Origin of the sequence: Secundilactobacillus paracollinoides DSM 15502 = JCM 11969, assembly GCF_001311135.1 — a bacterium.
Lineage (GTDB): Bacteria > Bacillota > Bacilli > Lactobacillales > Lactobacillaceae > Secundilactobacillus > Secundilactobacillus paracollinoides.
Genome location: NZ_BBAG01000015.1, coordinates 32,230 through 56,991 on the forward strand (window position 1 = coordinate 32,230; position 24,762 = coordinate 56,991).

A 24,762-nucleotide genomic window follows, 5' to 3' on the forward strand; every position below is an offset into this window, starting at 1 on the left:
CTGAAACGACTACGCAGGGTCTTGTGAATGCTGACGGATCAATTACAGTTAAGACGCCGGTTGCTTACACCGCGATTCCCGCGAAGGATGCAACCCTCACTTATGTGGACACGACCACAGGAAAAACGGTGGCGACGAAAATTGTGTCTGGGCAAGAGGAAATTTCGAGTGACGTACCATTTGTGACGACTGACGATGGTACCTATACGGCAGATGATGGCACTGTTTATGGCTTGGCAGACGGTCAGGCAATGAACGGTAAAATCACCTTCGTGGATGGCGACGCCGATAACTTGACGGTTAACCTCATCGAACTGACCACTCAAAGCAACGGTACGTTATCCGTCGTACCAGTCATTCAAATTGAAACCAATGGTGACGATAGCACGCTTTCTAAAAACGTCATCAGTAATTCAGACACTGGCAACATTAGTTTTACGGATACGGCTAACAAGACCACTAACACGAATACTTGGCAGAACGATGGTAATTCGTACATGGTTGATATGACGTTGTTGCGAGGGATGACAGTTACGATTACACGAATGCCACAGTCAAAGTCATGGATCAAAATGGTCAGGTCATTGAGACACTCACCGGCGTGGATTTAAATGACATTATTGACTCAACGACTGGAGAATTAAAAACGATTTTTCTCAATGTTCCTCAGGGCAGCCAATTGTCTGGCGCGCAAGTGTTGGGGAAGACAGGCGTTACGACTGATGATACTGTAGTGATGACGGGGGCTGAGAATGGGCTGTCAGATGCCCAAAAGACCGGTACGACAGTTATTATTAGCGTTCCAGGGGAAGAAATCGATTATACTGTTTATCCCACTCATAATGGTGGTAAAAAATTGACTGATCCTGTAAGTGAACATGGGAGAGTTGGAACACCCATTACGATACCTAATATTCCTGGGTATGAGCCTGCCAATAAAGATCAGAAAGTAACGGCTGATGAGGTTTCTATCGTTGAATACACGCCGACTGAACAAAAGGTGACGGTCGTTCCAGTTTTGCAGGATGTGCAAGGTGAAACGGTGATCAAGGTTGATGACGGCACTGATTTAACAGTAAAAGGGAGCACAGACAGTAAGGTTGACGCTCCGAAAATCTCAGGGTATGAACCAACAACTCAAGTTGAAATTCCAGCCGCAAATGGTACGACCACGACCATCGTTTATACGCCAACACAACAAACGGTGACTGTTAACCCAGTTTCAAGTGATGGCACACAAATGGTTATCACAGATGGGACGATCTTAACTGTTTCAGGGGACACTAACACAAATGTTGACGCACCAGTGATCCCGGGATATACCACGGATCAAAAAGTTAAGATTCAATCAACAGATGGCACCCAAACGGTTACCTATACGCCAACTAAACAAACGGTGACAATTGTGCCGATTAGCAGTAAAACCGGCGAACCAATTACAACGGACAAGCCACTGCAAGTAACTGGAACGACAGGCAGTACAATCGATATGTCATTAATTCCAGGATACTCGACAACTGAAACGATTCAGACGCCTACACAAGATGGATCACAGAATGTGACTTACACACCCAATAGTGTGACTGGCACTGTCGAGATTTCAAACACTGATGGCACCAAAATAACAGTTGATGGTGTGACCGGCGATACTGATGAAATCGTTGATGTGACGGTACCTTTGAAAAAAGGGTACACCTCAGATCATGACACTGTTAAAGCGACCGTGGGCCGAGACGGTAAGATTACAACAGATGAAACGGTAACCTATACACCCAACACGGTCACGGGATCTGTGAAAATCCCTAGTAATAAAGGCGACATCATTGTCAACAACGTTACAGGACAGACGGACGAGATGGTTTCTGTTGAAGTGCCAAAGAAGAAAGGGTATACGGTAGATCACAACAAGGTTCAAGCCATTATAAATCCAGATGGCACAATCACCCCAGACGAAACGGTGACCTACACACCTAACTCAGTAACAGGATCTGTGAAAATTCCTAGCAATAAAGGCGACATCATTGTCGACAACGTTACCGGACAGACGGATCAGACGGTTACTGTTGAGGTACCGGATAAGCCGGGCTACACAGTAGATCACAATACGGTGAATGCGACAGTAAAGCCAGATGGCACTATCACCACGGATGAAACGGTGATTTACACACCAAACACAGTAACAGGCAAGGTCAAGATTCCTAGCAATAAAGGCGACATCATTGTCGACAACGTTACCGGACAGACGGATCAGACGGTTACTGTTGAAGTACCGGAGAAGCCGGGATATACGGTAGATCACAATACGGTGAATGCGACAGTAAAGCCAGATGGCACAATCAAAACAGACGAAACAGTAACCTACACCCCAAGCCCAGTAACAGGCACGGTCACAATCCCCAGCAACAAAGGTGACGTCACGGTCGACGGTGTCACAGTTGAGGGTGATCAGTCAGTTGACGTTAAGGTGCCAACGCTACCAGGCTACACGCCTGACCATGACACGATTTCGGCCCATTTGGATACGAAAGGCAACATTACAACGGATGACAAGGTCATCTATACACCAATCGTAACCAACCAACCCGACAATTCAGGCTCTGGTCAAAACACTGGCAGCAATTCCGGTGATACTCAAAACACTGGGACCACTTCAACACCGAAGAACGATGGACAGAACAACCAGCCAAGTATTGTGACACCTGAACAGTCGGATGGTTCTGACAGCACTACTGTGCAGAAACCGACCGATCTCGCATCAATCAGTGAAACGGTAACGCCAATTCATATCGCAAGTCACGGCGCCCACAAGGGGACGACCTGAATACAGCTCAGTCACCTTCGAAACACGAGTTAGCTTCGGCAGCGGTTGATATGGTACCCGCATTAGCGAGCGACACTGGTAACCAGACGGCAACATCTCATACGCAACGTGCCGATGATCAAGCGCTGTAAGCACCATGCAAAATGATATCGCGGGCGCAACGACTCATCAGCAAGCCACACAAAACGAGACGTTGCCGCAAACGGATGAACAAGCGTCAGCCTACTCAATGATGGGTCTGCTTGGCATCCTTATGAGCTTCCTAGGCTTAGGCGTCACGCGTAAGAAACATGACACAAAATAGATAACTAGCTCAATCATTAAGGAGATTACGTAAATTAAACGTAATCTTCTTTTTGTATCAACCTTGTGAATGATAAGTCCTATCTTAACCACCGTTATGACTAAAAGTGATACACTGGCTTCACAAGATAGTTAACGGGGGTAACAACTGGTTAAAGGGGGGCGTTGAGGATGAAAAAACAATTGATAGGATTGCTGGTCGGCTTGGTTTTTGGCGTCGTTGGCTTCACTGGAACGCAAGCTCAAGCGGCTACGCTCTGGGAAACGGGGACCGATCTCATGCCAAGCACGACGTTACTGCACCAATCACCTGACTATTATGCTCAAAATAAGGCAATCCTTACAAAACAGTATAATTTGGTGGGTGACGTAGCTCGTTTTCACCACAACCAAATTCAAGTCTATGTCACGCAGTCCAAGCTACGGCCATTTGTTCAGACAGCAATGACCACTTGGAATCACGCGTTGGGGCAGACAGTCTTCGAATTTGGGACGGCCACGGCACATCAGTTAACAGTGACGACAAAACCAAGTCAGGATTGGGATGGCTTAATTACGGGCAACATAATCTATCTCAACAGCACGCACTTACAGAACGCAACGTATGTGGATGAGGTTGCCAATACAGCAACAACTCGGCGGTTAACGGCAGACTACTTAGCACAAGAGGCCCGCTATAACGCTTCAACAGGGCACACAAGACAGGTCGCCTATGCCAGCGCGACACAGTATTATCAAAAATTGCTTACTGCTGAGAGGGCGGCTGCTCCAACCTATCAAGCGTTTTGGTCAGGCACGATGACCCATGAATTCGGACACGCTTTAGGGTTGATCATACGCCGTACCTCTCGGATAGGATGTACGCGCCTGCAAGTTCAGGCAATGTCAGCAGTCCTGTCGCCGGCAAGTACACGTGGACGGGACCGAAAGACCCTGCGGATACGCAACGCCAATCTAGCAGTTTATCATTCCGGGATGTTCGGCGGGCAGAATTGAGTCAACTCCTAGGGTACTGGTAAGGGGATTCAGGTATCAGTAACCCAACGTATGAGCGGTTTCTTGCTGACTATTTTCACTTACTTTTAAAAAGAAAACAATTGACAAAACTAGCAAAATAGAATAGTATTTGGGCATCAAATTGCATTGATAGACCAAACAAACATCGCAACACGTTGTGACTAATGCGGATAGCAGTTGATACGTTTCGGGTCAATTACGTTCAGAGATCATCGTTGTCTCATCAAGCAGGATGTAACCGATACGGCCGCGTGGTAACGCGTTGTTTAGTCCCTATTCGTTTCAACGAGTAGGGACTTTTTGGCACTAGCCAGTGTGATAAAAAGGGAGACGCTGAGGATGACGTCTAGAGGAAAAATCGGAATAGGACTTTCAGTATTTGGGTTAGCGTTGCTACTGGCTGCTTGTGGGCAGTCAAGCAGCGGCACTGGCATGCAAAAAACAGGGACACAAACGAAACCATTAAAGGTAACGGCGAGTCAAGCCATGGCAACGGCTGACCCAACGAAGGCGACTGATGTCGTGAGTCAGGCTGCCATTGCGCAGGTCTATGAGGGGCTTTACACCACGAACCAGAAGGGCAAAATTATCCCAGGGATTGCCACGAAGGTCGTTAAGCCAACTAACGGCGGTAAGACCTACACGTTTACGCTGCGAAAGAATGCGAAATAGTCAAACGGGACAGCGGTCACGGCGCAGGATTTCGTTTACGCTTTGCGGCGGCAGGCTGATCCTAAGACCAAGTCACAGGAAGTCGGCCACATTGCTGAAATTAAGAACGCCACGGCGATCAACAATGGTAAGTTGCCACTGAAGGACCTTGGTGTGACGGCGCTATCGAAGACAAAGCTGCGGATCACGTTAACGCAAAAAACGCCGTGGTTTAACTCGCGGTTGGCGGCAGAACTGTATCCATTGAACGAGAAATTCACTGAAAAATACGGCAGTAATTATGGCAGCAGTGCAGCAAAAACGCTGAGTGACGGGCCATATGTATTGAAGAATTGGAATGGGACGAGCGACACGTGGACCTATGCCAAAAACAAAGATTACTACGACAAAAAGAGCGTTCGGATCAAGACCGTTGACGTGCAAACGGTCAAGGATGTGACGACCGCCCAAAATTTGTTTGCGTCAAACAGCGTTCAGCAGACGACCCTGACTGGGACACAGGTTCAGGCGGCATCGACAGGTAAGCTGGCCAAGGAGTTGCACATCACCAAGAGTAACCGACTGGCCTACTTGGATTGGAATTCCAAGCATAAGACGCTCAATAACACGAATTTGCGGCTGGCTGTGAGCTACGCCATCAATCGACAGTCGCTGGTGAAGAACGTGCTGAAGGATAAGTCGATTGCAGCCAAAAGTGCGGTTACTGAGGGGAACTTCAGTAATCCATCGACGGGCAAGGACTTTAACGCAGACACCGGCAATCTTTATCCCTACAACGTCAAAAAGGCCAAAGCATACTGGGCCAAGGCGCAACAGCAGTTAGGCAAGAAGAAACTTCATATTCAGTTGATGACGGCTGATGATGACGTCAGCAAGGCCGTTGGGGAGTACATTCAAAGCACCGTTCAGCAAAATTTGAAGGGCATCACAGTGAGTCTAACGACGGTCCCTCTGAACAACGAGATTTCAGCGATGGAAAAGGGCAACTTTGAGTTGGCTTCCATGGGCTGGACGAGCGATTTCAAGGATCCGTTAGACTTCCTAAACAAAGCTTCGATCACAAACGCCATCAACTTTGGCCGGTTCCATAACGCCGAGTATGAAAGTCTGATCAAGACGATCACGGATGACAAGCAGTCGGCTTCGGCGCGGTACACGACCATGCAGGCAGCCGCGAAGATGCTTGCTAAGAACCAAGGCTTCACGCCGTTGTATCAAAGTACCAAGGCAACCTTGATTAGTTCAAAGGTTGCTGGTGTGCAGCCGACATTATTACGTGATACACTGTATCGATACGCTTATTGGAAATAAAAACTAAAAAGTGAGGCTACCGTCATGAGCAAACCATTCATTATTGGAATCCCGGCTGAAGCACGGGAATTCAACTACGCAATCAGAAACAACGTGAACCAACCGGAAGTTGCCGCTATTGTCAAAGCAGGCGGTGTGCCTATCATGATTCCAACGCGCGAACCCAAGTTGATGGCCAGCTACATTGACCTGTTGGATGGCCTGCTGGTGCCAGGCGGCCCTGACGTCGCACCGAGATTTTACGTGGAAGAACCACATCCACGTTTGGGCGATACGGATGCACTCTTGGACGAGAGCGGCATTCAACTTGTTAAATTAGCAGTGGAACACAACATCCCGATCATGGGGATCTGCCGCGGGTTACAAGTCATCAACGTTGCCTTAGGCGGCAGTCTGTATCAGGACATTGAGTCACAGTTTGATACACCTGTTCAACAACATTTTCAAAAGGCGCCCATGGCTCAGGGGACTCAGCACGTTAGCGTTGAAGAGGACTCCCTGTTAGCTGCTGCGTTGAACGGTGCCTCACCGATCTTAGTGAACAGTCATCACCATCAGGCTGTGAAGAAGGTTTCTGGCGCCTTGAAAGTGACTGCGACCGCAAATGACGGCGTGATCGAAGCAGTCGAGACCAAAAACAGCGACTTGATTGCAGCCGTTCAGTGGCATCCTGAAACCATGTTCCAAGTCAACGACCAGCAAATGGCGCTGTTCACCAGCTTCATGAACCGTGTTGCTAAATGGCGTCAAGCCGCGAAGACGGGACAGCACCTGATATGATCGACCTTTCTGAAGATTAATTTTTTTATGCAAACAACCATCAGACATCCCTGTTTTGGGTATCTGATGGTTGTTTTAGGCTTTTGGATAGTGTTTTGAGTCCGTTGCATTGCGCGATTTGGCACTCCGTCGTAGTGGTTCGCGATGAAGCTAATTCGATTTCTGCTGCGCAGCTCTCGAATGGATCTCCATCGTCTCACACATCAGTAACCGACCAGAAAACGGTCGCTAACTGATGTCGACACCACGACTCCGTGCCAAATCGCTCCATTCCACTGACATTGAGCAGTCTGTTTATGTTGGTTAAGCATCGAAATACAGTCAAGGTTAGTTTGAAGAGAATCCGCCCTCGACTGCAAGTCCGCCATTAGTAGCTATGCTTTGTACACAGTGTGAAAATGGATGCGTTAATACTTAAGTGGATGAGACAATGTTGTGAACTCTTAGACATACAGTGACGTAATGGAGAATGTAGGACAGTTGATGCGACAGTATGGCAGGAACATTCAATCAGTATTTTTAACTTCACCCAAGCCAAAGGTCACATCGCCAGCCAACTGCAGTTCCTGCAGCCGTTTGGTGCCCCAATCATACATTGCGTTGACGATGGGCAGCAGCGTTTCACCAAGTGGGGTGAGGGTTACACGTTGATCTTTCACTGGCTTACGGTCGACGAGACCATCAGCGGCTAATTCTTTCAATTTTTCTGAAAGTTCTTTATGTGAAGCCGCTGGCAAGAGACGTTGGATTTCAGAAAAGTAGTAGGCGCCTTCCTTTCCTAAATGGTAGATGATATTGATCTTCCATTTGCCGCTAAACATGGAAAGGGTGAACTCTTTTGGACAGTTGAAAACGCCGTTGATCAGCTTTTCCTGGACTTCGCTACGAACAAGATCAGTCATTTTTCGAACTTCCTTTCATGGGTTACTAAAAAGTGCGTTATTGTAATTTATAGTGAATTGAACGATAATGAAAGCGTTAACAATAAGTCAGGAGGGACATCATAATGAGTAAAGTATATTTATCAGCAAAATTGCCAGAGGTTGCGACTGAAAAATTGTCTGAAAACGGCTTGGACGTCTCGACTTTCGCTGGCGAAGGTCTTATTTCTCATGATGAACTGCTCAAGGCAGTGGCCGACATTGATTTCTTGATCACCCCGTTATCAACCAAGGTGGACAAGGCCATCATCGACGCCGCACCAAAACTCAAATTAATTGCCAACTTCGGTGCTGGATTTAATAATATCGACACCGCCTACGCAAAGGAAAAGGGTATTCCTGTGACCAACACCCCTGCGGTCTCAACGAATGCGGTTGCTGAAGTGACCATTGGTTTAATTTTAGCACTAAGTCACCGAATTGTTGAAGGTGACCAGAAGATGCGTCACGAAGGGTTCCCTGGCTGGGCACCACTGTACTTCTTGGGCCACAAAATTGCCGGCAAAACGCTTGGTATCGTGGGTCTAGGGAATATTGGGAGTGACGTGGCTCGTAAAGCTAACGGACTGGGCATGAACGTTCAGTACTACAAGCCAAACCAGTTGTCTGACCCAGAGGAACGGTCAATGAAGGTGACCTACAAGTCATTTGATGACCTCGTTAAGACCAGTGACTACATTACGATCAACGCCCCTCAAACGCCTGAAAACCACCATCAGTTCAACGCCGATGTCTTCAAGGCGATGAAGAAGACCGCCTCGATCGTCAACGTTGGTCGGGGACCGATCATCGATGAGGCAGCCTTGTTGGATGCTTTAAAGAGTGGTGATATTGCTGGCGCTGCCCTTGATGTTTACGAACACGAACCAGAAGTTGATGACGGCTTCAAGACATTGAAGAACGTTATCCTGACCCCTCACGTTGGGAATGCTACGGTGGAAGCCCGGGACGCAATGGCAACCATTGTTGCGGACAACGTGATTGCTGGCGATAAAGGAAATAAAATTAAGTTTATTGTGAACAAGTAAGTGAAGTTATTAAAAAATTGTCCTTCAATCAGGTAAATCCACAGATTGAGGGACTTTTTTTGTTTTTTACTTGACTTACACCCGGTCTAACTTTATACGATGGGTCTAATCCTCGAGGTGATAATGATGACGACAATAAAGGAAGTTGCAAAATTAACAGGTGTTAGTCCATACGCCATAAGATTTTATGAACGCGAAGGACTCCTTGATGTGCCAAGAACAAAAAGCGGTATTCGAAACTTTGATGATGCAAGTGTTAACGCGGTAATCGCAATTGCGCATTATCGGAATGTTGGGATGTCCTTAGAAGGTATTCGACAGATTTTTGCAAACTATGATGATCACGAACTATCTGTGAAGTTACTTAAAGACACGAAAAAAAGGTTGGACGCCCAAATTTCGGCATTAGAATCAACTCGGGACTATTTAATTAACAAAATTGCACTTCATCAACAAATTGCAGACAAAGAAAGGATTGACAAAAATGGCAAAAGATAAGGTTATCGTCATTACGGGTGCTTCAAGCGGAATTGGTGAAGCCACGGCTAAATTATTAGCCAGTGATGGAAACAAAATGGTGTTAGCTGCTCGACGTGAGGAAAAGTTACAACAACTGGTTAGTGACATTAACGCTAATGGTGGAACAGCTATTTATGTCTTAGCTGATGTATCAAAGTTAGAAGATGTCAAAAATATTGCGCAAGTCGCTGTGGATGAATTTGGTCGGATCGATGTTTGGATGAATAATGCTGGACTCATGCCTTTATCTGAGTTTAGTCATGGAAAAGTAAGCGAATGGGATAGAACGATTGATGTTAACCTAAAGGGAACCTTATATGGTTTTGACGCTGCACTTCCGCAAATGAGAGCTCAAGAATCAGGTCAATTTGTTAATATCGCATCTATTTCAGCACACGTTTCAGGAGTTGCTTCTGGTCCATACGCAGCCAGCAAGTTTGGTGTTTGGGCGGCAAGTGAAGCCCTCCGACAAGAAGAAGTAAAGTCAGACTCTAATATTCGTGTAACTGTAGTTTCGCCAGGTGCCATTGATACTGAGTTGCCACAGCACGTGACAGATCCGGAACAGAGTGATGCCATGAAAGGGTTTTATGGTTCGACAGCTATTCCCGCTGATGAAGTCGCGCGTTCTGTTCAGTTTGCGATTAATACGCCAGAAAATACCTCAATCAATGAAATAGTGCTGCGCCCTACAAAACAGTTTATGTGAGGAAAATATTAATCAGTGAAAAGTTACATTGGCGCATCTTCATGTTATAAATCTTTTTGCTTTTGACACCGACCCCAAAATCAAGTATCATAATAACTTATCGCAACATGCTGAACCCGAATTAAAAAAAGTTTGACGTGTAATAATCGCTGAATTAGCAACATTTATTAGATATTTGAATGAATTGTTCGTGAAAAATGTGCTTGACGTTTTTTAAAATTAAAGTACAATGAGAATCAAGTTAGCGAACTAACAGAGAGTCGGTGAATTGCTGAGAACCGACACCGGAAAAATGGCAGTTTCAAACAAGGTTGCGCAACCGTTATCAGCGACAAAAGGCAGACCGCATATGGCCTGTGAAACTTGGGTGGAACAGCGTTAAGGACGCCCCTTGTACTAGGAAGTAGTACGAGGGACGTCCTTTTTCTGTCCCGTTTTGGATCAGCAGCGAAGAAAAGGAGCACTATATGCAAAAAGATGAGAAAAAGTTATCACGCTCATTACAGAGCCGGCACATTCAAATGATTGCCATTGGCGGAGCATCGGAACCGGTCTATTTCTTGGTTCCGGGAGTGCCATCAAGACATCCGGCCCGTCCATTATTTTGGCGTACCTGATCGTTGGTCTGTTTTGTTTCTTCATGATGCGGGCAATCGGTGAACTGCTGCTGTCTGATACAAGCAAGCACTCGTTTCTTGATTTTGTGAAACAATATCTCGGTGACCGGTTTGAATTTGTGACGGGCTGGATGTACTGGTTTTGCTGGATCAGTCTGGCCATGGCTGACCTGACCGCAACTGGGATCTACATGAAATTCTGGTTCAAGGACTTGCCGCAATGGGCGGCGCCGTTCGTTATTCTTGTGGTGCTGTATGCGACAAACAAGGTCAACGTTAAGCTCTTTGGGGAATTGGAATCGTGGTTCTCGATCATCAAGGTGGCCGCAATCATTATCCTCGTGGTGGTCGGGTTCGCACTGGCCATTATCGGCTTTCACGTTGACGGTCAGGCAGCGTCGTTTAGTAACTTGGTGAGTCACGGCGGCTTCTTCGCCACGGGTGGTTACGGCTTCTTGATGTCATTTCAAATGGTCGTCTTCGCCTTTGTCGGCATTGAAATGGTCGGCCTGACTGCTGGCGAAACGGACGATCCGAAAGCAAATTTGCCAAAAGCTATTAACAGTCTGCCGATTCGAATCGGGCTCTTCTACGTCGGGTCAATGATTGCTATCATGGCCGTCTATCCATGGAACGACATCACCACGACAACGAGCCCCTTCGTTCAGGTCTTTTCCAGCATTGGGATCACCGGTGCCGCTGGAATTTTAAACTTCGTTGTGCTGACCGCGGCCTTATCCGCCACCAACAGTTGTTTATTCAGTACCAGTCGGACACTGCATGCGTTAAGCAGCGGCGGCAACGCGCCAAAGCGGTTTATGAGTCTGAATAAAAATGGTGTTCCAAACGCATCGCTGAACTTTTCGACAATGGTGATGATGATTATCGTGGTCCTCAACTACATCATGCCGGCCAGTGTGTTCAGCCTCATCTCCGGGGTGTCGACGATCAACTTCGTGCTGGTCTGGATCGTGCTGATCTGGTGCCACATTCGCTACCGACAAGCAAATCCAGCGGGTGCAGAAACGTTTAAAATGCCGGGTTACCCGTTGACAGACTGGGCAAGCCTAATTTTCTTCAGCGCGGTTTTGGTATTCTTGCTGATCAACGCTAGCACGCGCGTCTCGATGCTGATTTCACTTGCTGTGTTTGTTGTGCTGCTTGGGGTTTATCAGGTGGTTTATAAGCCGGCGTTGAAGGAAACGAGGTAGAGCGCGGAGCAAGGCGGGTTAGGGGCGGTGTGTAACGGACTCTGGCAGAAAAGTCCGGGCCTGACTTCTTTGCCAGAGTCCGTTACACGTTAGCCTCGTTCCTTGCGAAACGCGTTTCCACTATGTGAAATAGAAAGACGCTTCTATTTTCCAGAACCGTTTCAGCACACATGCCTAACAATGGACTGGAATCGTTTCTTTTCAAATAAAGATAAAAACGTACTTTAAAAAAGGAAAGAAGAAAGCAGGAAAAAAACATTTTCCTGCTTCTTTTAGTGTTTTGGGAGTAACTTAATCTTGGTCTTTCGACAATGAGTTCAGTGATCTTTCCTGACAACCAATGAGGTTATCAACAACCTGACGAACAACGAGCTGATTATGCTCTGACTCAAAAAAATCACTAGGGGTTTCAAAGGGAAGGCGACCATCCTTGACGATTGCTTGGGAGAATAATTTAATCGCCGTTTGGTAAGACAGACCCAGATTTAGGAGTTCAGTCTCGGTCTGTTCTTTAAGGTCGGCATCCAGCTTAACAGTGAGCAGCGTTTGCTTTTTACCTGCCATGAAATCACCTCACACCTTGATAATATCTGAGATTAGGTGTGTATGCAACAAGTTAACGGACATTTGTGCATAAAAATGATGATTTGTTTAATTGCTTTATTAGTCAACTATTAGATTTTATTAAATTATTTCTGGATTTAGAGCGTCTTTTCAACGTTCACGCACGGGACACCATCTTCTTCATAAACATCGGAAACGAAATGGTAACCCTGTTTTTCGTAAAACTTTTGAGCAGTCAGCTCACTATGAATAAGCGATGTTTCAAACTCTTCATTGCGACCGACTTCTTCCAAGGCTGCAATAATCTGGGCGCCAAGGTGTTGACCACGATAGGCTTTTAACGTCGCAATCCGCCCAGGACGCATGGTCGTTGCATCGATGACCTGGAAACGACCAGTTGCGACAGGTGTTTCGTTATCTGCATAGCAGACAGCATAGACCATGTCCGGCGTGTCGTTGTCGTCGAATTCATCTTCAATTGCTATGTGGCGTTCCTGGACAAAAACGTTCATGCGGACAAAGAGGGCGGCTGCGTGGTTCCATGGTTCTGATCCTGTGTGACAGTTCATAGAGGTGCCTCATTTCTTGTTGAGTTGGTTTTGGGGTTTATTATACGCAGGTTGGTTGGGAATGGGTAGGGGTGATGTGGTTTTTGGTTAAATGAGGGAGGCTTCTATACCCGATGTTATTTCTTAAAGGAGGTGAATTATTTATTTGCGGGGTGGCTTTCTCGTTTATCTAGCGGAAACGCGTTCAGAAGGGCAGAGGCTCCTGTGTAAGCAACTCTGGCACAAATCCCAAGTTCGGGGATTTATGCCAGAGTTACTTACACTCCGCCCTCTAAGCGCCCTTCTTCACGCTCTTCACATTCTCTTCAAACTCTTTTAAGTTGTCTTTAAGCTGCTGTCTATATAGTTATCAGTGTACTCAAGTACAAGAGATACACGAGTACATCTATCACAGTGATAACTTCAACCCTGAAAGGAAATGCCCATGAAAAAAACCTTAGCAGTTATTCCCGCTCTACTGACTGTAGCCACCATTAGTCTGGTGACTTTACGGGCGAGACGACACGCTTAACATCTCATAGATTCAACCCCTAAACACACACAACCCAATAACACACAAGCAACACAATCAGAGGAGAACCAACACACACACTTTTCCCCAAAAAAGTAAATTCAATTTTCCTCTACCCCTTTTAAACCTTGTATAAAAACACCAGCGATCCGCATAGTCGCTGGTGTTTTTGTGTAGAGCGTGACGTAGGCGTTATCGTAATATGGTTTTTCTGGTGACATGAAGGAACCTCCTGAAATATGCTAGCAATTATTCTGATTTTATAAATTATGATAGCATCATCCGTCGTTTACATGCCGTTTGTTGCAAAAAACATGGGGATTCCCTTATCAAAATTTTTAAGTCGGCCGTACTGCGCGTTGTCTTTTAGCCTTGGCGGTTTATATATAACTGGAAAGCGATGGCAGCAAAATCCAGACGCAAATTGAAAGCGGTTTTTATTGGGGAAATGCCTAATTCATTTCAAAAATGCGGTCACTTATAATGAAATTATGTTAATCAGACACCGCGGCGATGGGCTTTTAAATGAAATGTCCTTAACCTAGCTACCAATCGTACATACTAGCGTCATATTTGGGGCAGTCGCTGCGGTGGCGTTACAACACTGTAAATGGGAGGATCTTTACGCATGACAGATGCAGTTCAGGATGAAGCAACGCTTAAAGCAAACCTTGAAGACGCTGCAAACGAGCACGGAGAACCTCACTGGTTTGTGGATCGCCGGTTAGCGGCCTTAGATCAGCTGGCGACACTGCCGTTGCCAACAGCACAGGGGCTGACCATTGATGAGTGGCCGTTGATGCCGCTGGATAAAATCGAGTGGCGGCGCTCCGACCGTGACTTAGCGGCAACCATTAAGCCGGATGACCAGCAAATTCAACTGGTTCAGTTGGGGCAAAAATCGATCATCAATTCATTACCAGATGACCTCGACGACCAGGATGTCGTTTTAACGGATGTTTTCACCGCTTTGCGAGAGCACCCGCAGTTGATCGAGCGCCGATTTATGTCGAAAATGATTCCGAGCACGACCAACCGATTAACCAGCTACCATTTGGCTTATCTGAGTTCCGGCATCTTTCTATACATGCCTAAGGACGTCAAAATCGACCAGCCAATCGACATTGAGCTGATTCAGGACAGCACGCGGCCGCAGCCGTTGGTCAGCCACGTGTTTGTGGTGGCTGAGAGCGGCAGCCAGTGCCAGTTGACGATTCGATTGGCGACGAAAGGGGACACGGCCAATACGGCCAACCTCCTCGTTGAGGTGATGGCGCGGGCGGATAGTCATTTAGACATTACCGCAATCGATGCCTTGGGCGCGAACACGACCAGTTATATTAAGCGCCACGCGGTAGTCAGCCGAGATGCGACGGTCAACTGGCATGTCTGCGAGATTAGCAAAGGAAACACCATTGCGGAAACGACGTCGGATTACGCCGGCAGCGGTGCCCAAAGTGCCATTATCAGCACCGCAGTCACCGACCAGCAGCAACAGGTCGCCATTACCACGGCGGTGACCGACCACGGGAAGCTCGTTGGTGAAGGGACACTATGTGGTGTTCAACTGGGTGATTCAACGTTAGCCAGTCACGGTGACCTACTGCCCGCAACGGCTGATACAGCAACACTAAAGAAGGGGTTAACTGCACCGTTCGCTGAGGCATCGGCAAACGTGCAGCAACAAATTTGCGGCGCTATCGCAGGGCGGCTAAGCTCGAACTAGCAGGCGGGGGGAGACTTCTGTCTTAGGGTCAACTGTCTGGTTGATCTGTGTTGGGTCACAATTTGGTTTAGGATGAAAGGGTTGTCAGATATGAAGAAGAACAGAACGATGCATCGTTTGGTTTTAGGGTTAGTGAGTGTTGCAACGCTGTTAGTTGTTGCGACGGGGTGTGGGAACTCCAGCAGTTCCAAGAAGTCGTCATCAAGCAGTACGAGCACGACCAAAGTTGTTACTGACATGAGCGGCAAGAAGGTCAAGATTCCAAAGAAGGTCACGCGCGTTGCCGATCTTTGGCACGCGAATAACCAAGTGGTCTTACTGTTAGGTGGCCAAAAGAAACTGGTTGCCACCACGCAGATGATTCAACAACAGCCATGGTTTAAGACCGTTTATCCAGGTATTTCAAAGGTCAAAGCGCCATTTGCGGGTCAAGATTTACAAGTCGAAGCGCTGTTAAAGACGAAGCCGCAAGTTGTTATTTCATCTGATCCAGCCAAATCAAACAGGCCCGGAATGCAAAACTGCCAACGGTCAACGCGATGTACCAAAACTTTGCAGGTCTGCGTAAGTCGGTTAATTTAACGGCGGACGTTTTGGGCGGCAAAGCACCTAAGGTTGCCAAAGAATATCAAAAGACACTGACCAACAACATCAACTACGTCAAGTCAAACCTGAAGGGCGTTTCAACCAAGCTAAGGTGTTGCACATTGTCAGCACCGCTAACCTGGACATTGTTGATGGTCAAAACACGATCGTGAACGACTGGATCAAGGATGCCGGTGGGCAAAATGCTTTGAGTCAAAAAGGCAACATGATCACGTTGACCACGGAACAATTAGCAAAGTCAAATCCTGATGTCATCATCGTGGGTCAAGCGACGGATGCGGCTGCTCGCAAGGCATTGGAAAAGAACCCTGTTTTGAGCAAATTGACGGCTGTTAAAGAAGGTCATGTTTACGGGAACCCACAAGGCACCTTCCCATGGGACCGTTACAGTGCTGAAGAAGCCCTTCAAGTGCTCTGGGCAGCCAAGAAATTGCACCCAGCAGACTTTAAGAACTTGAACATGACCACCAAGACGAAGCAGTTCTACAGCAAGTACTACAAGTACAACTTGTCGACTACTCAAGCTAACCAGATTCTTGCCGGGGAAAACCCAACGACTAAGTAATATTGTTGAGGGCGTTGCATTCCGCAATTTGGCACTCAGATTGAGCATACAATTATCTTTGGCTTCACATCAAAATACAGTCAGAACCAGTTTGTAGAGAATCCGCCCTCGACTGCTATGATGCCATTGATAGCAATGCTTAATGTGTTAGTTGCAAGCAATCGTAATTGTAATTACTTTGATAGTTCAATAAAACAACTCTTGCCTTCGTATCTGTGCAAGGGTTGTTTTTGTTTGTCTGATAATTGCCCAGAAAATCTATTTGTGATGCCTTGCGAAGTCACGATCCAATGGCAATTTATCAAAACAATCACCCATTTTCCGAACCTATCTTTAATACTTGATTCGGTAAAACGTAGTAATCTTAAACAAGATATTTAAAAAGGTGGATCAACACATGTACGTCCTTAAAACACAGCGTGACTTAAAGCTGAATGTGGCTCAAATCGCAGCCGTTGCCAGCACGCATGAGACGCGTTTTTTCTTTGAGAATAGTCAGCAAACAACGCAATATTTTGGCTGGCAGCCACTCACTTCAACGACTGGCAGTTTTGACCGGGTTCAGGCGTGGTTTACGCAGCTGACGATTGAAGGGGATACCGAAATGGCAGCGATTCTTGGCGGTTTTCCGTTTGAACAGGAGCCAAGCGATGAGACTGGTGCGCTCTCCAACGGCTTTTTCTTCCTGCCCGCAGTCATGGTTCAGCGCCAAGCTGACGGTCGGTTTTGCATCAGCGTTATTCAGGAGACTGCTGCGACAGCTGAGCAAATGCTTAAAGAGACCCTTCACCAGCTTGATACTGCTGACATTCTTTTGCCAGCACAGTATCACATGAGCACGGAGACGGCGGTGGCCGCGGATGCATGGGCGGCTGGTGTGCAAGAAACGGTAGCTGAAATCAAGCGTGATCGCACATTGAAAAAGGTCGTTTTGGCCCGCCAGTTACGCGTCACCGCAGATCGTCGTTTTGCACCTGAGCGGGTCTGGCTTAATGCGCGACAACAGAATCCGGAAGCCTACCACGTGTTGTTAAAGGTCAACGGTACGGCATTTATCAGCAACACACCGGAACGCCTGATCAAGTTTGACCATGACCAGTTTCAAACGGCAGCGGTTGCTGGCACGGCGCCACGAGGCACAACGAAAGAACAAGATGACCAACTGGCCACACAATTGCAGCGCGATGACAAGAATCAACGCGAGCACCGCTATGTTGTGGACACCATTGCCGCAACACTGCGGACGCAACAGGCAGTTGTCGAGTATGACACGACACCGCAAATTTTAAAGAATAAAAATGTGCAACACTTATACACGCCCATTACCGGAACACTGGCCAGCAACTGGTCACCATTTACCTTACTGGCAGCGCTGCATCCGACGCCCGCATTGGGTGGAGTGCCTCGCAATCAGGCACTGCGCGTGATCGGCCAGGTTGAACACGAGCCACGCGGATTATTTGGCGCGCCAATCGGCTACCTGACGTTTCACCAGACCGGCGAGTTTGTGGTCGGCATTCGCAGCGCCGTGCTGCGTCAGGCTTCTGCCACACTATTTGCGGGGGCAGGCATTGTGAGTGAGTCGGTTGCCGAGACCGAACTTGCGGAAACGCAATTGAAATTTAAACCCATGTTGCAGACACTTTTCGGGGAGGATGAGAAATGACAAACGAGGGGTTAACCACCTACGTGCAGACGATCATCGACGCCATTGCGGCGCAGGGAGTGAAACAGATCGTGATCTCACCGGGGTCGCGGTCAACGCCGGTCGCCTTGCTGTTGATGCACAACGCAGGGCATGATCAGTTTTCACTCTACGTTGACGTGGACGAACGGTCAGCCGGTTTCTTTGCGTTGGGCATGACAAAAACGACGCACGAGCCAACGTTGCTGATCTGCACGTCTGGCACCGCGGCGGCAAACTACTATCCCGCTGTGATCGAAGCCCAGCTGACACATCAGCCGCTCATCGTTTTGACAACGGACCGGCCGGCGGAGCTGACAAATATCGGCGCACCACAGGCCATTGACCAAGACCAGTTATACGGCAACCATGTTAAAACTTTTGTGCAATTACCGTTACCCGCGGCGGATGATACAACGTTGCGGTACGTGTCTTTCAATGTGCAGCGGACAATCATGCAGCACAGGCGACCGCTCGGGGACCGGTTCATTTGAATTTGCCGTTGCGAAAACCACTCATGCCAGATTTAGCCCCAGTTAACGAACCCCACCCTAAGACATTGACAGCACCTGTAACACAGGCCGTTTTAACCGCGGCGGCGTTGTCCCAATTGACGGCGCGGTTATCTGGCAAACGCGTGCTGATTCTGGCTGGCCCAGCGGAAAGCAAAGATGAGTTGGCTGGGGTGTTGGCGTTAGCGCACAAAGGGCGGTGGCCCATCTTAGCCGACCCACTCAGTCAGTTACGGCAAACGGATGACGACCTGCTGATAACGGGGAGTGACATCCTGTTTGATGGGGCAATCACCCTCGGCGACGCCCAACCAGATGTTGTGCTGCGGTTTGGCGCGACCCCCGTTTCGGCAACGGTGATCCAGTGGCTGCAGACGTTTACGGGTCAGGTGATCCTGGTTGATCCCAATCAGGCGCTGGCAGACCACAGTTTATCGACGCAGATTCAACTGACGGTGACACCGGCAATCCTGTGTCAGGCGTTGCTCCCGCAAGTACTGCCGGCCCCGGCGCGGTACTGTCAAATCTGGCAGGCACTTGAAGCTGCTTATCGGCAGTCGGTTAGGGCGATTCAAGCGACAGAGGCCCGTATTCCAGTGATAATGAGCAATAAACTGCAGGACAGCGCTATTTTTGTCAGCAATTCGATGCCGATTCGCGACGTGGACCACTTTTATTTACCAAATAACGGCCATAACCGGATCTATTGCAACCGCGGGGCAAACGGTATTGACGGTGTCGTTTCCAGCGCGCTAGGCATGGCGGCAGTTAGCGGTACGCCGAATAACTATCTGCTGATTGGTGACCTCGCGTTTTTCCACGACATGAACGGGTTGATGATGGCCAAACGGCACGCGCTTAAGGTGACGATCATTGTCGTCAACAATAATGGCGGCGGGATCTTCTCGTTTTTACCGCAAGCCGCAGCCAAGGACTACTTTGAACCACTCTTTGGCACGCCGCAGGATCTTGACGTCGCAACCGTTAGTAAGCTTTACGGTGCGCAATACGAGCGCGCCACGACTGCCGAGGACCTGCAATCTTATTTAAACGAAACACCAACGGGTCTGCGGATCATTGAAGTCCCGTCAGACCGGGAAGAAAATACGCAACAGCACCGTCAATTAAGCGATGCGTTACACAAAGTCATGGAGGACGTTCTTGAAAATTACAACACAAACAAGTCAAATTAACGTTTCTCATAGCGGTAACGGGGCACCGATTTGGGTGCTACTGCACGGATTCATGGGCACTGAAATTGATTTCGAGTGGCTAAAGCCCCGGCTGTCGGGTCCGTGATCTGTCCTGACTTATTAGGCCATGGGGCAACGGTGACACAGCCCGAGACGGCCTTCAGCATGGCCAACCAGGTTGAGGCGCTACACGACATGCTGGGCCAGTTGTACCCGCAAAATGTAACCTACAATGTGGTCGGCTACTCCATGGGTGGGCGGGTCGCCATTGCGTTTGCTGCCCAGTATCCGGACCTGATCGCCCACTTATTTGTTGAGAGCGGCCGGCCAGGACTAGCGTCGGCACAAGAGCGTGCTGACCGACAGGCCCACGATGCGCAATTAGCAACCCAATTGGAAACGACTGGCTTAACCAACTTTGTTGACCGCTGGGAAGCCCTACCGTTGTTTGCAACCCAACGAAACTTACCTGCCGAAACTCAGCAACGGGTGCGGGCAGGGCGGTTAGCGCAAGCACCTCAATTACTGGCGAAAAGTTTGCGCGAGATGGGCACGGGCAGTCAGCCTGATTACTGGTCAAGCCTGGCCACCTTTACCTTTCCAGTGACACTCATTACCGGCCAACAGGATGAAAAATTCACCAAGCTTGCTGATGCCATGATGACGACACTGCCGAATGCGCAACATCGCGTTGTGACCAACGCAGGCCACAATGTTCATTTGGAACAGCCTGAAGCGTTCTTGGATATTCTGACTGGAGGTGACTAGCATGCAGCTTGCTTCGATACGCATGTTGCCAGTCAGTTTGCCGCTAAAACAACCGTTTACGTCAGCGCACGAGCAATTGGCCGACTGTCACGTGACGCTGGTTCAGATCACGACAACTGATGGCCTGATGGCAACTGGTGAACTCGAGGCCTTTGATAACCCTGGCTATAACACGGAAATGCAGGCTTCGGAGGCGCAGGTCATTCGCGGCTTCTTGGTGCCACCGCTTAAGCGGAATCGAGACATCAGCAGCTTAAATCCGGATGACCTCTGGCCTGACGTGAGCGGCCACCGGATGGCGAAAGCGGCCGTGGAAATGACACTCTGGTCATTGGCAGCTCAAGCCGAACATCAGTCACTCGCTGCGTTGTTGGCCGCCGAAGCGAAGACTGAGCAGCGTTCGGAAATTGAAGTGGGTATCAGTCTGGGCATTGCGGATCTTACACAGCAGTTGCAACGTATTGCAGCTGCTCAGGCAGCCGGCTATTCGCGCATTAAGTTGAAGGTTGGCGGCGTGGCAGACATTGCTGTCATCAACCAAATTCGGCGTCAGTTTCCAACGATTCAAATGATCATCGATGGGAACGGCGCCTTTACTGAAAACGACGCGGCCGAATTGCAGCAACTGGACGCACTTCACGTGGACATGCTGGAGCAGCCCTTAGCATCGGGTGACTTTGCGGGCCACGCGCAATTGCAGCGTCAGTTGAAGACACCCATCTGCTTGGACGAAGATATATTAGACCTCAAAGACGCCCAACTAGCCGTTTTGATGGGCAGCTGTCGGGCAATCAATTTAAAACCAGCAAGGGTCGGCGGCTTCACGAAAGCGTTAGCGATACTGGACTATTGTCAGCAGCATCATATTCAGTGCTGGGTCGGCGGCATGGTGGAAAGCGACCTGGGGCGCTATTACAGCCAGTCACTGGCACGGCTGATAACACTCAGTTATCCAGGAGATGTGGGCCCAGCAAGTCAGTTTTTTGAGACTCAGGTCAGTGATCGGGTGGTAAAGTTGACGGATGGTAAGTTGAAGTTACCGGAAGAAGCGCCACGTTTATTGCCGGCTTACCAGAAGCAAATGATGCTGCAAGAGAATTTATTGGGTTGAACATTGTGTGAAGCATTGCTATTGATGGGCTTGGTAGCAGTCGAGGGCGGATTCTCTTCAAACTTGGTTTAATGTGATTTTGATGCTTAACTAGAAGGCAAAGTAGGCTCAATGTAAGTGGAGTCCCAAATTACGGAATGCAACGGACTATTAACTGCTTTACATTCAGCACGATTCTTTCGTAGCCTAAACGAGCGACAGGGTGCAACTCCTTAACCGCCCCTGATTCTGCAGACTACAAAAACGTCCCCCAATCCTCTGATTGGGGGACGTTACATCATATTAGAATTGAATCTAGTTGAAACCTATTTGATTAAGCCCAGAAGGCAGCAGCAATCTTTTGCCCCTGGTCGATTTTTGCCCATTCCTGTTCCTGTGTGAGTTCGTTTCCTGAGTCGCAGGAAGCAAAGCCACATTGGTGTGACAGGTAGAGGCGGTCCTTGCCTAAAATGTCGCTTGCTTGGTTCAGCAACCGATAGACGCGGTCCTCATCATCTAAGGTGTTGGTCTTACTTGAGAGTAAGCCAAGCACAACTTCGACGTTTGGCCGGTCTTGCAGGGCCTTCAGCGCGGTGATATCACCGGCGCGTTCGTCGTCCCATTCCAAGAAGAAACGGTCATAGTGCTGGTCGTGCAGGAATTTCTGCGCGATTGCAGCGTAGCTCCCACTGGCAGCGTGGCGGGATTCATAGTTGCCGCGGCAGTTGTGGGTCCAAACTTTAAGGCCAAGTTCGTGACCGTAGTCGGCAACGGCATTGTTGATGGCAACGAAGTCATCGGCGAGGTCGGCAAGACTACCGTTGCCCTCGGAGAAGAAGCTTTGTTGGTTGTCATCCGCAAATAATTCCCATAAACAGTCGTCAAACTGGATGATCTGACCACCGGCATCCTTGTATTCCGTTAAGAATTCTTTGTAGGCGTTGATTAAGCCAGCTTTGAGCTCATCGGCGGTCTTATAAACTTCATCTGGACCATAGAGGTGGTCGATCAGTGCAAGTTCTGTGAAGGCATGTGCGGCGCCCCAGACAGTTAATTTCACGTCGTTATCGCCGGCTTGGGCCTTCAGGTTCTTGTAGATATCGATGAAGTGGTGGTTTTTACCGGAAAGCGGTGCGGTGATGCGCACGCCAATGTCTTTCCGGGTTTCAAAATCACCGCCATCATGGTCCTCAAAGGTATAGCCGTGGTCGGCAATGTAGCGTTCAACGCCGCCAAAGCCCCAGATGAAGTCGAGGTGCCACATTGACTTCGTGTATTCCCCATCTGTTAGCACGTCCAAACCGTGGGCCTTTTCTTCAGCAATGATGGTTTTCACATCTGCTGATTCAACCGTTTGGTAACCGGGTAGGTCATTGTAAAACGGGTACGAAATGTCGTCGCGTTTTTCGATTTGGGTCTTGTAGTCTAAGAGATCTGTTGGTCGTAATAGAGAACCAACAATTTGGAATCGCGTTTTTGTCATGTGGCAGGGCCTCCGTTAAAGTTTGATTGAGATTAGTTTAACAACAAATGAGAAAAATAGATAATCCTAATTATCTTGGTGATATAATAGGTATTACCTATAATGTCAAAACGGGGGTTACTATGCGCATTCAACAACTAGAATACTTAGAAAAAATTGCCGCTACCGGGTCGATCAACGAAGCGGCTAAACAGTTATTTATCAGTCAACCATCACTGTCACAGGCGATGAAGGAACTGGAAAAAGAATATCAGGTGCAGCTGTTTTACAGGAGTAAAGCAGGCATCACACTGACGGATGCTGGGCGGGAGTTCATGAACTATTCCCGGAGTGTGTTGGATCAGGTCAACCTGTTGAACCAGCATTTTGGTCAGGGGACAGTGCGAAAACGCGTCTTCAGCGTTTCTGCGCAACACTACGCTTTTGTGGTGCATGCGTTTGTGGAGCTGGTGAAGGAGATCGGTGGCGATACCTACCAGTTTACGTTGCGGGAGACCCAGACGGAAAACGTGTTGGATGATATTCAGACGTTGAAGAGCGAACTGGGCGTCATCTACATCAACGCGTTTAATAAAACCGTGATGATGCGTTTGATTGCGGAAAAGGACTTGGAATTCACGCCGCTGTTTGACGTGCAACCCCACGTGTTTGTTGGCCGTGACAATCCGCTGACCGCAAAGTCGCACATTACCTTGGCCGACCTAAAGGATTACCCGTACCTGTCTTATGAGCAGGGCGATACCAACTCGTTTTACTTTTCAGAGGAAATTCAAAGTACACTGCCACATAAAAAACACATTCGAATCAGTGACCGGGCAACAATCTTTAACCTCATGGTCGGGCTTAACGGCTATACCATCAGTTCCGGGATCATCAGCAGTGAATTAAACGATGAGAAGATCGTCGCCATTCCATTGGATGTAGACGACACCATTACGCTGGGGTATTTGCGGCATAAGAAGATGGAGTTGAGCGCGACTGCTCAGCTTTATTTGGAGATGTTGAAGGACCATATTCGTGGGTACGGGTTTGAGATCAAGTGAGGCAGTAATGCAGGTCATCAGGCCGTTGCATTGCGCGATTTGGCACTCCACCGAGAGTGGCTCGCGAATAAGCTAACTCGATTTCCGCTGCGCGGATCTCGAGTGGATCTTATTCGTCTCGCATGTCACTAAATGGCCAAAGAACGGCCATCAAGTGACATCGACACCACGGTTCCGTGCCAAATCGCTCCATTCCACTAACTTAGAGCAACCTATTAACCCGTTGTTAAGGATTGAAATAGCGTCAAAGCTAGTTCCTAGATTATCCGCCCTCGACTGCGTGTATCCCGTTCGTCAGTAACGCTTAAACGTGGGCAATTACCACAGGTTGCCTGCAACATTTGCCACTGTAGTCAGTCAGCGCAGTTGGACTGAACTGTCAGCGTACCTTCAATCGCACAATGGTCGTCATGACTGTTTAACGACGAACTCGAAAATTACCGCAGCAAGCACATTTTCCATGATTGCAAAAGGTTACCACTACACACCGATAAAACGCAGTCGAGGGCGGATAATCGT

General features: G+C 48.3%; 20 protein-coding genes and 3 pseudogenes. 19 read left to right on the forward strand and 4 right to left on the reverse strand.

Translation table 11 applies throughout. The annotated features are described in order from the left end of the window. Nucleotides 1-23 precede the first annotated feature (23 nt). The 7 genes and pseudogenes from JCM11969_RS06925 (at nt 24) to JCM11969_RS06945 (ending at nt 6,904) form a co-directional block, all read left to right on the forward strand. On the forward strand, nt 24-611 hold the full coding sequence (locus JCM11969_RS06925) for a hypothetical protein (protein WP_054709752.1): 588 nt from the start codon (nt 24-26) through the stop codon (nt 609-611). Next, nucleotides 563-2,821: a hypothetical protein gene (locus JCM11969_RS06930; RefSeq protein ID WP_054709757.1), complete on the forward strand. Its 2,259-nt coding sequence runs from the start codon at nt 563-565 to the stop codon at nt 2,819-2,821. Before JCM11969_RS06925 ends, JCM11969_RS06930 begins: the two co-directional genes overlap by 49 nt. A gap of 136 nt (nt 2,822-2,957) precedes the next feature. Beyond that, nucleotides 2,958-3,125 (forward strand): LPXTG cell wall anchor domain-containing protein, encoded by a 168-nt coding sequence (locus JCM11969_RS17060; RefSeq protein WP_082409224.1) that lies wholly within the window; start codon nt 2,958-2,960, stop codon nt 3,123-3,125. A 170-nt stretch (nt 3,126-3,295) separates the two neighbouring features. Further along, nucleotides 3,296-4,120 carry a zinc metalloprotease gene (locus tag JCM11969_RS06935; RefSeq protein ID WP_054709760.1) on the forward strand — a complete coding sequence of 275 codons (825 nt, stop codon included), beginning with the start codon at nt 3,296-3,298 and terminating at the stop codon, nt 4,118-4,120. Nucleotides 4,121-4,480: 360 nt separating this feature from the next. After that, nucleotides 4,481-4,813 (forward strand): hypothetical protein, encoded by a 333-nt coding sequence (locus JCM11969_RS18825; protein WP_225353170.1) that lies wholly within the window; start codon nt 4,481-4,483, stop codon nt 4,811-4,813. Nucleotides 4,814-4,825: 12 nt separating this feature from the next. Next, nucleotides 4,826-6,124, forward strand: a pseudogene (locus tag JCM11969_RS06940) (peptide ABC transporter substrate-binding protein); the annotation flags it as partial. Nucleotides 6,125-6,148: 24 nt separating this feature from the next. Then, complete coding sequence (locus JCM11969_RS06945; RefSeq protein WP_054709763.1) at nt 6,149-6,904, forward strand: gamma-glutamyl-gamma-aminobutyrate hydrolase family protein; 756 nt, start codon at nt 6,149-6,151, stop codon at nt 6,902-6,904. Nucleotides 6,905-7,410: 506 nt separating this feature from the next. Here the strand turns inward: JCM11969_RS06945 and JCM11969_RS06950 are convergent. Next, nucleotides 7,411-7,806, reverse strand: a complete 396-nt coding sequence (locus JCM11969_RS06950) for a winged helix-turn-helix transcriptional regulator (protein ID WP_054709766.1) — start codon at nt 7,804-7,806, stop codon at nt 7,411-7,413. Nucleotides 7,807-7,910: 104 nt separating this feature from the next. Here JCM11969_RS06950 and JCM11969_RS06955 point away from each other — a divergent pair, with 104 nt between their 5' ends. The 4 genes and pseudogenes from JCM11969_RS06955 to JCM11969_RS06970 all read left to right on the forward strand — a co-directional run bounded on the left by JCM11969_RS06955 (nt 7,911) and on the right by JCM11969_RS06970 (nt 11,929). Beyond that, a complete protein-coding gene (locus JCM11969_RS06955; RefSeq protein ID WP_054709770.1) occupies nt 7,911-8,873 on the forward strand; it encodes a 2-hydroxyacid dehydrogenase family protein in 963 nt (320 codons plus the stop codon). Nucleotides 8,874-8,996: 123 nt separating this feature from the next. Beyond that, a complete protein-coding gene (locus JCM11969_RS06960; RefSeq protein WP_162231458.1) occupies nt 8,997-9,371 on the forward strand; it encodes a MerR family transcriptional regulator in 375 nt (124 codons plus the stop codon). Next, nucleotides 9,358-10,101 carry an SDR family oxidoreductase gene (locus JCM11969_RS06965; RefSeq protein ID WP_054709774.1) on the forward strand — a complete coding sequence of 248 codons (744 nt, stop codon included), beginning with the start codon at nt 9,358-9,360 and terminating at the stop codon, nt 10,099-10,101. The genes JCM11969_RS06960 and JCM11969_RS06965 overlap by 14 nt, the downstream gene beginning before the upstream one ends. Nucleotides 10,102-10,568: 467 nt before the next feature. Beyond that, a pseudogene (locus JCM11969_RS06970) lies at nt 10,569-11,929 on the forward strand (amino acid permease). Nucleotides 11,930-12,220: 291 nt separating this feature from the next. On the opposite strand, the gene JCM11969_RS06975 reads toward JCM11969_RS06970, so the two are convergent. Further along, nucleotides 12,221-12,493 carry a type II toxin-antitoxin system RelB/DinJ family antitoxin gene (locus tag JCM11969_RS06975; RefSeq protein ID WP_054709776.1) on the reverse strand — a complete coding sequence of 91 codons (273 nt, stop codon included), beginning with the start codon at nt 12,491-12,493 and terminating at the stop codon, nt 12,221-12,223. Between the two features lie 137 nt (nt 12,494-12,630). Then, nucleotides 12,631-13,062: a GNAT family N-acetyltransferase gene (locus tag JCM11969_RS06980; RefSeq protein ID WP_054709779.1), complete on the reverse strand. Its 432-nt coding sequence runs from the start codon at nt 13,060-13,062 to the stop codon at nt 12,631-12,633. Between the two features lie 1,139 nt (nt 13,063-14,201). On the opposite strand from JCM11969_RS06980, the gene JCM11969_RS06985 reads away from it, so the two are divergent. From JCM11969_RS06985 to menC, 7 genes and pseudogenes are all read left to right on the forward strand, one after another. Beyond that, complete coding sequence (locus JCM11969_RS06985; protein ID WP_054709781.1) at nt 14,202-15,299, forward strand: SufD family Fe-S cluster assembly protein; 1,098 nt, start codon at nt 14,202-14,204, stop codon at nt 15,297-15,299. A 90-nt stretch (nt 15,300-15,389) separates the two neighbouring features. Beyond that, a pseudogene (locus JCM11969_RS06990) lies at nt 15,390-16,470 on the forward strand (ABC transporter substrate-binding protein). Between the two features lie 397 nt (nt 16,471-16,867). Then, nucleotides 16,868-18,136, forward strand: coding sequence for an isochorismate synthase (locus JCM11969_RS06995; protein ID WP_054709784.1), 1,269 nt, complete (start codon nt 16,868-16,870; stop codon nt 18,134-18,136). Next, on the forward strand, nt 18,133-18,648 hold the full coding sequence (locus JCM11969_RS18830; protein WP_225353172.1) for a thiamine pyrophosphate-binding protein: 516 nt from the start codon (nt 18,133-18,135) through the stop codon (nt 18,646-18,648). The genes JCM11969_RS06995 and JCM11969_RS18830 overlap by 4 nt, the downstream gene beginning before the upstream one ends. A 23-nt stretch (nt 18,649-18,671) precedes the next feature. Continuing rightward, on the forward strand, nt 18,672-19,859 hold the full coding sequence (locus JCM11969_RS07000; protein ID WP_225353173.1) for a thiamine pyrophosphate-dependent enzyme: 1,188 nt from the start codon (nt 18,672-18,674) through the stop codon (nt 19,857-19,859). Between the two features lie 75 nt (nt 19,860-19,934). Next, on the forward strand, nt 19,935-20,627 hold the full coding sequence (gene menH / locus JCM11969_RS07005; protein ID WP_054709787.1) for a 2-succinyl-6-hydroxy-2,4-cyclohexadiene-1-carboxylate synthase: 693 nt from the start codon (nt 19,935-19,937) through the stop codon (nt 20,625-20,627). A 1-nt stretch (nt 20,628) separates the two neighbouring features. Next, entirely contained in the window at nt 20,629-21,738 is a 1,110-nt protein-coding gene (gene menC, locus JCM11969_RS07010; protein WP_054709789.1) for an o-succinylbenzoate synthase, read from the forward strand. Nucleotides 21,739-22,051: 313 nt separating this feature from the next. Here menC and JCM11969_RS07015 read toward each other — a convergent pair whose 3' ends face one another. Beyond that, nucleotides 22,052-23,200, reverse strand: a complete 1,149-nt coding sequence (locus tag JCM11969_RS07015) for a cobalamin-independent methionine synthase II family protein (protein ID WP_054709793.1) — start codon at nt 23,198-23,200, stop codon at nt 22,052-22,054. 122 nt (nt 23,201-23,322) lie between these two features. Here JCM11969_RS07015 and JCM11969_RS07020 point away from each other — a divergent pair, with 122 nt between their 5' ends. After that, complete coding sequence (locus tag JCM11969_RS07020) at nt 23,323-24,243, forward strand: LysR family transcriptional regulator (protein ID WP_054709797.1); 921 nt, start codon at nt 23,323-23,325, stop codon at nt 24,241-24,243. Nucleotides 24,244-24,762: the final 519 nt, after the last annotated feature.